The organism is Amycolatopsis sp. A1MSW2902 (assembly GCF_017312175.1).
Taxonomy (GTDB): Bacteria; Actinomycetota; Actinomycetes; order Mycobacteriales; family Pseudonocardiaceae; genus Amycolatopsis; species Amycolatopsis nivea.
This window is the reverse complement of record NZ_QJPO01000001.1, coordinates 8850413-8862074: the sequence shown is the minus strand read 5'-3', so window position 1 is coordinate 8862074 and position 11662 is coordinate 8850413. Positions and strand designations below refer to the sequence as shown.

Annotated in this window: 10 protein-coding genes; 3 read left to right on the top strand and 7 right to left on the bottom strand. The window is 69.0% G+C overall.

What is annotated here, in order from left to right; all coding sequences use genetic code 11:
• Positions 1-190 precede the first annotated feature (190 nt).
• A complete protein-coding gene (gene ald / locus DMP23_RS41495; protein ID WP_337824211.1) occupies positions 191-1306 on the top strand; it encodes an alanine dehydrogenase in 1116 nt (371 codons plus the stop codon).
• A gap of 550 nt (positions 1307-1856) precedes the next feature.
• The gene (locus DMP23_RS41490) at positions 1857-5573 is read left to right on the top strand and encodes an ABC transporter ATP-binding protein (RefSeq protein WP_337824506.1); all 3717 of its coding nucleotides are present in this window, start codon (positions 1857-1859) and stop codon (positions 5571-5573) included.
• 213 nt (positions 5574-5786) lie between these two features.
• Here DMP23_RS41490 and DMP23_RS41485 read toward each other — a convergent pair whose 3' ends face one another.
• From DMP23_RS41485 to DMP23_RS41455, 7 genes are all read right to left on the bottom strand, one after another.
• The gene (locus DMP23_RS41485) at positions 5787-6548 is read right to left on the bottom strand and encodes an ABC transporter permease (RefSeq protein ID WP_037817167.1); all 762 of its coding nucleotides are present in this window, start codon (positions 6546-6548) and stop codon (positions 5787-5789) included.
• On the bottom strand, positions 6545-7315 hold the full coding sequence (locus DMP23_RS41480; RefSeq protein ID WP_337824210.1) for an ABC transporter ATP-binding protein: 771 nt from the start codon (positions 7313-7315) through the stop codon (positions 6545-6547). Before DMP23_RS41480 ends, DMP23_RS41485 begins: the two co-directional genes overlap by 4 nt.
• Entirely contained in the window at positions 7312-7695 is a 384-nt protein-coding gene (locus tag DMP23_RS41475; RefSeq protein ID WP_037817170.1) for a DUF1048 domain-containing protein, read from the bottom strand. Before DMP23_RS41475 ends, DMP23_RS41480 begins: the two co-directional genes overlap by 4 nt.
• Positions 7685-8026: a PadR family transcriptional regulator gene (locus DMP23_RS41470; protein ID WP_037817171.1), complete on the bottom strand. Its 342-nt coding sequence runs from the start codon at positions 8024-8026 to the stop codon at positions 7685-7687. The genes DMP23_RS41475 and DMP23_RS41470 overlap by 11 nt, the downstream gene beginning before the upstream one ends.
• 75 nt (positions 8027-8101) lie before the next feature.
• The gene (locus tag DMP23_RS41465; protein ID WP_337824209.1) at positions 8102-8692 is read right to left on the bottom strand and encodes a hypothetical protein; all 591 of its coding nucleotides are present in this window, start codon (positions 8690-8692) and stop codon (positions 8102-8104) included.
• 162 nt (positions 8693-8854) lie between these two features.
• Positions 8855-9127 (bottom strand): hypothetical protein, encoded by a 273-nt coding sequence (locus tag DMP23_RS41460; RefSeq protein ID WP_037817176.1) that lies wholly within the window; start codon positions 9125-9127, stop codon positions 8855-8857.
• A gap of 329 nt (positions 9128-9456) precedes the next feature.
• On the bottom strand, positions 9457-10452 hold the full coding sequence (locus tag DMP23_RS41455; RefSeq protein WP_337824208.1) for an acyltransferase domain-containing protein: 996 nt from the start codon (positions 10450-10452) through the stop codon (positions 9457-9459).
• Between the two features lie 151 nt (positions 10453-10603).
• Here DMP23_RS41455 and DMP23_RS41450 point away from each other — a divergent pair, with 151 nt between their 5' ends.
• Positions 10604-11638, top strand: coding sequence for a ketoacyl-ACP synthase III family protein (locus DMP23_RS41450; RefSeq protein ID WP_337824207.1), 1035 nt, complete (start codon positions 10604-10606; stop codon positions 11636-11638).
• Positions 11639-11662: the final 24 nt, after the last annotated feature.

Below are 11662 nucleotides of genomic sequence, written 5' to 3'. Positions count from 1 at the left end.
TAAGCCCTTCCTCGAGGTCTCCGCCGGGTGCCAGCCAACTACCTCGAGTGCGGTCGAGGTCAAGTGCGTTGTCCTGGGAGCACTATTGGCCCGGCGCAAGACTGTGGCGGCGGGATGATGACACCGCCGTCCGGGTAGATCACCGTGAGTGGCAACACCTTCGACAGAACCGCCGCCAGGAGGCAAGACAGTGCGCATCGCCGTTCCCCGTGAGATCAAGAAGCACGAGTACCGGGTCGCGTTGACCCCGGCAGGCGTGCACGAACTGGTCGGTCGCGGGCACGACGTCTTCGTCGAGACGGGTGCCGGGACCGGGTCGTCCATCACGGACGAGGAGTACGTCGCCGCGGGCGCGAAGGTGCTCGCCACCGCGGACGAGACGTGGGCCGAGGGCGAGCTCGTGCTGAAGGTCAAGGAGCCGATCGCCGAGGAGTACCCGCGCCTGCGCAAGGATCTGGTGCTGTTCACCTACCTGCACATCGCCGCGGACCGTCCGCTGACCGACGCGCTGCTGGCCGCGGGCACCACCGCGATCGCTTACGAGACGGTGCAGAAGCCGAACGGCGCGCTGCCGCTGCTGGCCCCGATGTCCGAGGTCGCGGGCCGGCTGGCCCCGCAGGTCGGCGCCTACGCCCTGATGAAGCCGAGCGGCGGCCGCGGCGTCCTGCCCGGCGGCATCCCCGGCGTGCACCCGGCGCGCGTGGTCGTCATCGGCGGCGGCGTGGCGGGTCTGAACGCCGCTCGGGTCGCCCTTGGCCTCGGTTCCGACGTGGAGATCCTGGACACGAACGTCGACCGTCTCCGCCAGATCGACAACGACTTCGGCGGCCGCATCCGCACCGTCACCTCGAACCGCCTGTCGGTGGAAGAGTCGGTCCTGGAAGCGGACATGGTCATCGGCGCGGTCCTGGTCCCGGGCGCGAAGGCCCCGAAGCTGGTCTCCAACGACCTGGTCTCCCGCATGAAGCCGGGCAGCGTTCTGGTGGACATCGCCATCGACCAGGGCGGCTGCTTCGCCGACTCGCGCCCGACCACGCACGACGACCCGACCTACACGGTCCACAACTCGGTCTTCTACTGCGTGGCGAACATGCCAGGCGCGGTCCCGCGCACGAGCACCTACGGCCTGACCAACGTCACCCTGCCCTACGCCGTGCAACTGGCAGACAAGGGCTGGAAAGCCGCCCTCTCCGCCGACCCGGCCCTGGCCCTGGGCCTCAACACCAACGCCGGCGCCCTGACGAACGCCCCAGTAGCCACCGCCCACGGCCTCCCCCACACCCCCGTGGAAACCGCCCTGGCGTAACCAGCCACCACAAAGCGGCGAGGGCCAAAGGCCCTCGCCGCTTCCGTTATGCCCCAACGCCTTTATGTTCCACCCAACCCCCCACCCAACCGCCGCCGAACGCACCGTGGGGGTCCGGGGGGCTCGGCCCCCCGGGTAATACGACGCCCCTTCCCGGCGAAGCGCCGCCAGGCGCGAGCAGGGAAGGGGAAGAAGGGGCGACCCGCTCAACCAGCCTGGGGGTCACTGGGAGCGGGTCGCCGGGTACTAGCTTAAAGAACATTGGGCGGGAGCGCTCGTTCGGGGGTGGATTTGGCCGGGGTTCTTCCCCGTGACCAGGTGAACGTTCAACCTTTCACCTGTGCCGCCCGGACCAGGGTTTCCCTGCTCCGCAGGGCTTCCAGGGTCCGGCGGAACCCGCTGGCGTGCCGTTCGTCACCTCTGTCCGGCGGAGCGTCGGTTGTGCCCGTTTGGTCCGGGCCGGCGGCTTGCTCGGGAATAAATTGTCGGTGCCGCTCCCTAACCTTGTGATGTGACCACCACTGCGACGCCTGCGCGTCAAGACCGTCCGATCGTTGAGACGGCGCCCCGACCGGTCGGCTGGGTGCGCCGGTTGTCCACTGCCTGCTGGGAGCACCGCGGCGTTGTCGTGCTCGCGATGACGGCGGCGGTGCTGAGCGTCGGGGTGCAGGCGGCGAGTCCGTTGCTGGTGCGGTCGGCGGTGGACGACGCGGTGGCCGGGCATACGGCGCAGCTGGCCGGGCTCGCGGTGGGGCTGGTGGCGTTGCAGGTCGTCGCGTTCGGGTCGGCGTTCCTGCGCCGGTACGTGGGCGGGCGGCTGGCGCTGGACGTGCAGCACGATCTGCGGAACCGGGTGTTCGGCGCGGTCTCGCGGCTGGACGGCGGGAAGCAGGACGCGTTGCGCACCGGGCAGGTGGTGTCGCGCGCGATTTCGGATCTGCAGCTGGTCACCGGGTTGCTGATGCAGGTTCCGCTGTCGGCGGGGTCGGTGATTTTCGCGGTGCTGTCGCTGGGCGCGATGTTGTGGATGTCGCCGCTGCTCACGCTCATCGCGCTGGTGGTCGCGCCCGCGGTCGGGATCGTCGTGGCGTTGAGCAGGCGGCGGTTGTTCCCGGCGACCTGGTCGGCGCAGCAGCGCGCGGCGGATGTCGCGCAGCATGTCGAGGAAACCGTCACCGGCGTGCGTGTGGTGAAGGGGTTCGGGCAGGAGGCACGCGAGGTCGCTCGGCTGGAGCGCACGGCACGGAAGCTGTTCGCGGAGCGGTTGCGCGCGGCGAAGCTGTCCGCGTTGCCGACGGCGACCACGTCGGCACTGCCTGCCGCGGGTCAGGTCGCGGTGCTGGCGATCGGCGGCGTGCTGGCGTTGAACGGGCAGATCAGTCTCGGCACGTTCCTCGCGTTCGCCACGTATCTCGCGGCGTTGATCGGCCCGGCGCGGTTCCTGTCCGGGCTGGTCGTGCAGGCGCAGCTCACGCGGGCGGGCGCGGAGCGGGTGTACGAGCTGATCGACGCGCAGCCGGAGGTCGCCGACAGCCCCGACGCGCGGCCGTTGCCGCCCGGCACGCTGGGCGTCGAGCTGAACGACGTGAAGTTCGGCTACACGCGCAGCGACCCGGTGCTCGACGGGCTCACGCTCGAAGCCCGCCCCGGCGAAACGCTCGCGCTGGTGGGCACGGCGGGGTCCGGCAAGTCCACGATTTCCATGCTGCTGCCCCGGTTTTACGACGTGCACTCGGGTTCGGTGCGGGTCGGCGGGCTGGATGTGCGCGACGTGCCGTTGAAGGACCTGCGGCAGGCGATCGGCGTGGTCTTCGAGGAAGCGTTCCTGTTCTCCACCTCGGTGCGGGACAACATCGCGTACGGCCGCCCGGACGCGAGCGACGAGGAGGTCTTCGCGGCCGCCCGCGCGGCGGAGGCGGACGAGTTCATCCGCGCGCTGCCGGACGGCTACGCCACCGAGGTGGGCGAGCGCGGCCTCACGCTGTCCGGCGGGCAGCGGCAACGGCTCGGGCTGGCGCGCGCTCTGCTCACTGACCCGCGAGTGCTGATCCTGGACGACGCGACGTCGGCGATCGACACCGTCACCGAAGCCGCGATCCACGACACGCTGCGCGCGGTCACCGCCGAACGCACCACGTTGCTCATCGCGCACCGCCGGTCGACGCTGCAGTTGGCGGACCGGATCGCGGTGATGGATCAGGGCCGGGTGGTCGACGTCGGCACCGAGGAGGAGCTGCTGGCGCGGTGCGCGCTGTTCCGCGAACTGGTCGCCGGGCCGGGCGACGACGTTGAAAAACCGCACCGCTGCGACAACCTCGAGCCAGGCTCGGACGGCACCACGGCAGTGCTGTGGCCGGAGGACGAGCGCGACGAGGTCGATGCTCTCGCCGAGGCCGCGCAGTCCCGCGGCGGCGTGCCCGGCGGCGGCACCGGATTCGCGGGCAGCGGCGGCGCCGACGTACCGCCGACCCCCGAGCTGCTGGAAGGCGTCCGCAGGCTGCCTCCGGCCACCGACCGGCCGCGACTGTCCGATGTGGACGTCACGGCCCCGGATCCCGGCTTCAAGCTGTCCCGGATCCTGCGTCCGGTGCGGTGGCCGCTCATCGGCGTGATCGGGCTGGTCGCGGCCGACGCGCTGGCCTCGCTCGCACTGCCCGCGCTGTATCAGCGCGGGGTCGACCACGGCGTCCTGCCCGGCGTGGCGAGCGTTGTGTGGCTGCTGGCCGGGATCGGCGCGCTCGTGGTGGCAGCCGACTGGTTCGTGGTGCGCTGGCAAACCCGGCTCACCGCCCGCGTCGGCGAGACGGTGCTCTACTCGCTGCGCGTGCGGAGCTACGCACACCTGCAACGGCTCGGGCTGGACTACTACGAGCGCGAGCTGTCCGGGAAGATCATGACCCGGATGACCACGGACGTCGACGCGTTGTCGACGTTCCTGCAAACCGGCCTCGCCACCGCGGTCGTCAGCGCGCTCACCTTGGTGGGCATCACAGTCGCGCTGCTGGTCACCGATGCCGCGCTCGCCGTCTATGCGCTGGCCATGCTGCCGATCCTGCTCGTAGCCACGCTGATCTTCCGGCGGGTCGCCTCGCGTGCGTACAGCGAGGCGCGCGAGAAGGTGAGCGTCGTCAACGCGGACATGCAGGAGAACGTCAGCGGTCTGCGCGTCGCCCAGGCGTACACGCGCGAAGAGCGTTCGGCGGAGGTGTTCGCATCGCGCAGTGACGACTACCGCCGGTCGCGGCTGCGGGCGCAGCGGTACATCGCGACGTACTTCCCGCTCGTTTCGCTGATGTCGGATCTGGCAACCACCACGGTGCTGGTCGTCGGCGCCCACCGCGTCGCAGGCGGCACGCTCGAAGCCGGTGTGCTGCTCGGATTCTTGCTGTACCTGCAGCAATTCTTCTCGCCGATCCAGCAACTGTCGTCGGTGTTCGACGGCTACCAGCAGGCCCGCGTCGGCCTGAGCCGCATCGGCGACCTGCTGCGCACCCCCACGTCGGTGCCGCCTGCCGAGAACCCGGTCGAACTGCCCGCACACCTGTCCGGCGAAGTACGGTTCAAGGACGTCGATTTCTCGTACACCGGCGCGGAAAAGCCCGCGCTGGAGAACCTGACACTGGACGTCGCGGCAGGCGAAACCGTCGCACTGGTCGGCGCGACCGGCGCGGGCAAGTCCACCGCGGTGAAGCTCGTCGCGCGCTACTACGACGCCACCGGCGGCGCGGTGTTGATCGACGGCGTCGACGTCCGCGAGTACGACCTGCCCGCACTGCGCGCCCGGATGGGCGTGGTGCCGCAGGAAGCACACCTGTTCTCCGGCACCGTCTCGGACAACGTGCGGTACGGCCGTCCCGAAGCCACCGACGCGGAAGTCGAGGCCGCCGTGCGCGCGGTCGGCGCCTTGGACGGAGTAGCCGCACTCCCCGCCGGTTTCCGGCAACCAGTAGGCGAACGCGGCCGCTCCCTGTCCGCCGGACAGCGGCAACTCGTCGCACTGGCCCGAGCCGAACTGGTCAACCCGGACGTGCTTCTGCTGGACGAAGCCACCGCCGCCCTGGACCCAGCCACCGAAGCCACGGTCCTCCGCGCCACCGAACACCTGGCCCGTCGCCGCACCACCTTCGTGGTCGCGCACCGCCTGGCAACCGCCGCGAAGGCCGACCGGATCGTGGTGCTCGACCACGGCCGCATCGTCGAACAGGGCACCCACCCCGAACTGGTCGCCGCAGGAGGCCACTACGCACGACTGTGGGCTTTGGGGTGAGCAGGAAGATCTTGCAGCGATAGAGCACTGAGGCTCGGCCGGGTGGCCGGTGCTGCGCGTCGCCACAGCGAGCCGCCCGCAACGACGGACCTCCGCAGCGCCGCGCACCCGCCACTTACCGAAAACCCTCGCGACCCGGCCACCGTCCGGCACCAGGCAATGCGCGCCGAACCGTCCACGCCCGGGCGGTGGCAACCACCCGCGCCAGCGTGATCAAGAAATCTTGCGCCGATAAATCACGTTGGCAACGAAATACGCCACCACCAAAATCCCCACACACCACGCCAGCGCGATCCAGATCCCGCCGCCCACCGGGCGCTCCGCGAACAGGTCGCGGATCGTGTTGACGATCGACGTCACCGGCTGGTGTTCGGCGAACGCGCGCACCGGGCCGGGCATGGTGGCGGTTGGTACGAAGGCCGAGCTGACGAACGGCAGGAAGATGAGCGGGTACGAGAAGGCGCTCGCGCCGTCCGCGGATTTAGCGGTCAGGCCGGGGATCACCGCGATCCAGGTCAGGGCCAGGGTGAACAGCACCAGAATCCCGAGCACCGCGAGCCACGCCAGTGGTCCCGCGCTGGTGCGGAATCCCATCGCGAACGCCACGAGCACCACGACGGCGACCGAGATCAGGTTCGCGATCACCGAGGTGAGCACGTGTGCCCACAGCACCGCCGAGCGCGCGATCGGCATGGACTGGAAGCGTTCGAAGATGCCGCCCTTCAGGTCCAGGAAAAGCCGGAACGCGGTGTAGGCGATCCCCGAGGCGATGGTGATCAGGAGGATGCCGGGCAGCAGGTAGGTCACGTACGACTCCGAGCCGGCGTTGATCGCGCCGCCGAGGACGTAGGTGAAGAGCAGCAGCATCGCGATCGGCGTGATCGTCGTCGTGATGATCGTGTCCAGGCTGCGGGTGATGTGCCGCAGCGACCGTCCTAACAGGACCGAACTGTCCGCGATGAAGTGGCCGCTCATTGCCCGTCCCCCTTGTTTCCGGTGCCGACCAGGGAAAAGAAGACGTCTTCCAGCGTCGGCTGCTTCTCGACGTACTCGACCTTCGCCGGCGGAAGCAGCCGCTTGAGCTCTTCCAGCGTGCCGTTCACGAGCACCCGCCCCTCGTGCAGGATCGCGATCCGGTCGGCGAGGTGTTCGGCCTCTTCCAGGTATTGCGTGGTGAGCAGCACCGTCGCGCCCTGCTCCGCGAGTTCTTCGACCGCGCGCCAGACGTCGTTGCGCGCCTGCGGATCGAGGCCCGTCGTCGGCTCGTCCAAAAAGATGACCTGCGGGTCCCCGATCAGGCTCATCGCGATGTCAAGGCGACGGCGCATGCCACCGGAGTACGTCGACACCTTGCGCGAACCGGCCTCAGTCAACGCGAATCTCCGCAACAACACGTCCGCGATCTCGCCCGCGTTCTTGAGGTGCCGCAGCTTCGCCACCAGGACCAGATTCTCGCGCCCAGTAAGGATTTCATCGACGGCCGCGAACTGCCCGGTGAGACTGATCGACTCGCGGACATCCTCACCCTGGCTCGCCACCGCGAACCCGTTGACCTCCGCCTCCCCCGCGTCCGCCTCGAGCAAGGTCGACAGAATCCGCACGACCGTCGTCTTGCCCGCGCCGTTCGACCCGAGCAACGCGAAAATACTGCCGCGCGCCACCTCGAAATCGACGCCGCGCAACACTTCCAGCTTGCCGTACGACTTCCGCAACCCCCGCACTCGTATCGCCGGCGCCGTCATACCGCACCGCCGACCGCGCGGTCGATGGATTCGGTCAGCCGCGTCCGTTCGCGGGAAATCCAGTTCCCCTCGGGATAACTCCGGAGAAACTCCTCCGCGAACTCGACCGGCTCGTCACCGACAATGCCCCGGACCGTCGTCCCGTTCGCCGCACTCTGCTCGAACAGGTCGATGAGATCGTCCAGCATCCGGAGATGACTCTCCGCCGTCCCCGGCCCGAAGTACTGCAGATACCGGTGCAACGCCTTGATCGCCGCCCGGTAATCCGGCGGCAGCTCCTCGACGCGCGCCTTGTACCGCCGGTACCGCTTCTTGTCCTCCAGCGGACCGGTGACCACTTCCAGATAATGCAGATACCTGCTTTTTCCGTCATTCCCCATGATCGATCCCCTCCTTGCGCAGCTGTTCGAGCCGGTCCGAGAGAAACCGCCAGTTCCGCCAGAACTCGTCGAGGCTCGCCCGCCCCGGAGCGTTCAGCGTGTAAACCTTGCGCGGCGGTCCCTTCTCGGACGGCACTTTCTCGACGTCGACGAGCCCGCGCTGCTCGATCCGCACGAGCAGCGCGTAAACGGTGCCCTCGGCGATATCGGTGAATCCCCGCTCGCGCAGCCACGAGGTGATCTCGTACCCGTAAGCGGGCCGCCCGGCAAGAATCGCGAGGACGATGCCCTCCAAGGTCCCCTTGAGCATCTCCGTCGCCTGCTTGCCCATCGAACGCCCTTCAGCTAGTCAGTGTTGCTGAGTACCGGTAGATAGTAACACTGACTAGCGGCGGCGGGGAGGGGCTCAACCGCTTGGCTCCGCCTCCTTGATCCGTTCGACCAGCTCGTCGCGGTACTCCCGCACCGCCTCGAACTCCGGTTCGTCGCCGGTCGCCCGCTTCAACGCGCCTTCCAGGATCTTCAGGCCCTGACGCGCGTCGCCGCGCGCATCCGCCTGCCGCGCGGCGTTTTCCAAGGCTTTCGCAAGCGTGGTCCGCGCTTCGGGTTCTTTGCCGACCTTGTGGATCCGGATCCAATTGCCGCCCGGATCGACGACGGTGAACCCGGTGTACCGGTCGTTGCGCAGCCGCGGCCGGGTCATCCGCGGGATGCCGGAGACGAGCAGTTTTCCGTGCACGGAACGCATTCCCGCCGCGAAAGACTCGAACAGCTCGCCGATGTCCGGCACGATGACCAGGCACGTGCTGTACGACTGGGCCGGGTCGTAGCCGTCCATGCCGAAGAAGTGCAGATTGATGTCTTCCCGCCGCAGCGCGACATGCGGGTTCGGCCGCGTCTGCCGATAGGTGATCTCGAAGCCGAGCATGTCGTAGAACGACGCGATCTCGTCGATGGACGGACAGGGCAGGAGCGGAATGGTCAATTCGTTCGCCACTGCCCGAACCTAAGGCCGGATCCGCCGAAACGACACGGAGCTATTTGCTCATGCGAACAGCGGGCGTGTCCGGCCGAGTCGCGCTGTCGGCGGCGAGCGATCCGCACCTGTCGCGGTCTCGGTAGCGTGCGCGCCGGGGGAAATCCGTGCAGCTGCCCAGGTTCAGGGCAGTTCGCGCCAGCGGAGGTCGCCCCAGCCGGCTGAGGTGACGTCGGCCAGTTCGGCCCAGCGGGTCGTTCCGGGGCGGACGTGCGTGTCCGAGCCGATGGACCACTCCGGCGCTTCCGGTTCGACGTGCTCGAACTCTTCAATGCCGGACGGGGTTCGCCACACCGCGGTGCAGGAATCGCACATGAGCACGACCTTGCCGTGTTCGGTGACAAGCGGGCGGATCAAACCCTGGTCCCAGAACGACGGACATTCGACCAGCCACATCGCGTCACCACCGCCTCGCGCCTCGGAAATCGCTGCGGCCGGGTGAGGCCGCAGCCTTTCGACAGCACAACACCGGTCAATGAACGAGTCGCTACGCAGATCTCAACTCAGCCGTAACACGGGCGGACGTCCTTGCACCGTATCGCCCAGGTGAGTGGTGCAGCCGTGCGAGACCGACTGCCCAGCCGCCCGCAAACCCGCCGCGGCTCATCCGGCGAACTGTGGCCGGAGCCGACGAAGGGGCTGGCCCCGCCGAGGGCAATCACGGGCGGGAGCGGAGCGGCACCGTCACGCGATCCGCAGCCGTCCGCCTCGCTAGACGGCCACCATCACCCGCAGTTCCCCGCCACCTCCAGCGCCTCTCGGCAAGCCGCCACCGCAGCAAGGTCCGCGTCCGGGCCGCCAGCTCGCGCGGGCAGCATCGCCAGCACCGAAGCCTCCTTCGCCCGCACCAACGGATGGAGGCGCGCCGCCTTGGCCAGCAACTGCGACGGTCCCGTCTCCACCAGCACCCGTCGTCCCTCAACAGGGAGCGGCGACTCCGGCCCCAGCAGCGTGCCGACGGCGGGCCAGAACCGCACCGGTTCTACGGGGTGGGAGGCCCAGTAAGCAGGGTCCGTCGCCTCCGCATCGGTGAGCACGCGGCCGGTATAGCCCGACACCATCGGGATCTTCGGCGGCGAGGGCTGCGCGGCCTCGACCGACGGGAGGCATCGGGCAGCGGCTTCGGCCAACGAGGGGCTGTGGAAGGCGGACGTCGCGGGGACCGGCAGGCACATCCGCCCATCGGCGCGCAGCTTCTCCGCCGCCTCCGCCAACGGTGCTTCCGGGCCGGAGAGGATCAGCTGGCGGGGCGCGTTGATCGCGCCGATCACGACGTCATCGGTCAGGACCGGGGCGACGTCCTCGACGGTCGCGGCTACGGCGAGCATTCCGCCCGCGGGAGCGGACGCCAGTTCCTGCACCCGCTGCCACATCAACTCGGCGGCGGCGGGGACTTCGAAGACACCGGCAAGGGTCGCGGCGGCTACCTCGCCGACGCTGTGACCCAGCAAGGCGGCCGGTTGCACGCCCCAGGAAAGGATCATCCGGCCCAGGGCATGGCCGACGGTGAACAGCAGGATTTGCGAGCGGGTGACGTGGTCGAGGGGAACAGCAGGCGCGTCGGTCAGCCAGTCGGCGCGGATGGCGGGGCCGTCGGGGCCCAGCGCGGCGAAGACTTCGTCCACCGCGTCGGTGAAGACGTCGTCGTGCCCGTACAGGCCGGCGGCCATCCGGACGTGCTGCGAGCCTTGGCCCGGGAACAGCAGTGCGACCTCGGTCATCACCCGAAACTCCTTCCGCCCGAAACCCCGGTGGCACCGGAAACAAACCGGATCGTGCGGCACGGCGGTCGACGGCGGCTCGACCCCTGCTGGACCGCCAGGTCGAGTCCGTTCCCACAGGCTGTCGAGAGCCCGCGGGAAGGGTGGCGGCATGAGATTCGACGGGCTGTACCTCGCCGGGCTCGGAAGCTGGCTGCCACCGGCGACGACGACCGCCGAAGCGGTGCGGAGCGGGCAATGCTCGGCCGAGACGGCGCGCAAAAGCGAGATGGAATCGGTCCTCGTCGCGCCTGACGGGATCGCGCCGCCGGAGATGGCGGCCCGGGCCGCGCGAGTCGCCTTGGCGCGATCGGGGGTGGCGCGCGGCGACATCGCGGTGTTGCTGCACGCGACGTTGTTCCATCAGGGCTACGACTTGTGGTCGCCTGCCGCGTACGTGCAGCGGGCAGCGGTCGGCGGGACCTGTCCGGCGATCGAGGTGCGGCAGGTTTCCAACGGCGGCATGGCCGCACTCGACCTCGCGGCCAGTTACCTTCTCGCGGACCCGGCGCGACAAGCAGCGTTGATCACCGCGGCGGATCGCTTTGACGGGCCCGATTTCGACCGCTGGCACAGCGATCCGGGCACGGCGTACGCCGACGGCGGGACGGCGATGGTGCTGTCCCGCGTGGGTGGATTCGCGCGGTTGCGCAGCCTGGCGGTGGTGAGCGGGCCGGAGCTGGAAGGCATGCACCGTGCGGGGGCGGCGTTCGGTGAAGTCGAGATGAGCAATCGGCAGCTGGTCGACCTGGACGCGCACAAACGATCATACGTGTCCGAGGCCGGAATGTCACAGACCCTCGCGGCCATTCTCGACGGGCAGCGCGAGGCGTTGAAACGCGCACTGAGCGACGCCGAACTGGAACTGTCCGATGTGGACCGTCTCGTGCTGCCGCATTTCGGGCGGCGACGGCTGGTGTCGAACTACCTGCGGCACATGGACGTTCCCCTCGAACGAACCACATGGGACTTCGACAGCAAGATCGGCCACCTCGGCGCGGGCGACCACATCGTCAGCCTGGAAAACCTCGTGCGCACCGGTGGCTTGCAACCGGGCCAGACCTGCCTGTTGATGGGCGTCGGCGCGGGATTCTCCTGGAGCAGCGCGGTGATCGAACTGCTGGAGAAACCCGAATGGGCTGACTAAGGCACAAGGAAAGGCCCCGCGAGA

Coding starts and splice junctions, on each gene's coding strand:
- DMP23_RS41475 (WP_037817170.1), bottom strand. CDS start 7,695: ATGGGGAATGACGGAAAAAGCAGGTATCTGCATTATCTGGAAGTGGTC.
- DMP23_RS41480 (WP_337824210.1), bottom strand. CDS start 7,315: ATGACGGCGCCGGCGATACGAGTGCGGGGGTTGCGGAAGTCGTACGGC.
- DMP23_RS41450 (WP_337824207.1), top strand. CDS start 10,604: ATGAGATTCGACGGGCTGTACCTCGCCGGGCTCGGAAGCTGGCTGCCA.
- DMP23_RS41470 (WP_037817171.1), bottom strand. CDS start 8,026: ATGGGCAAGCAGGCGACGGAGATGCTCAAGGGGACCTTGGAGGGCATC.
- DMP23_RS41455 (WP_337824208.1), bottom strand. CDS start 10,452: ATGACCGAGGTCGCACTGCTGTTCCCGGGCCAAGGCTCGCAGCACGTC.
- DMP23_RS41485 (WP_037817167.1), bottom strand. CDS start 6,548: ATGAGCGGCCACTTCATCGCGGACAGTTCGGTCCTGTTAGGACGGTCG.
- DMP23_RS41460 (WP_037817176.1), bottom strand. CDS start 9,127: ATGTGGCTGGTCGAATGTCCGTCGTTCTGGGACCAGGGTTTGATCCGC.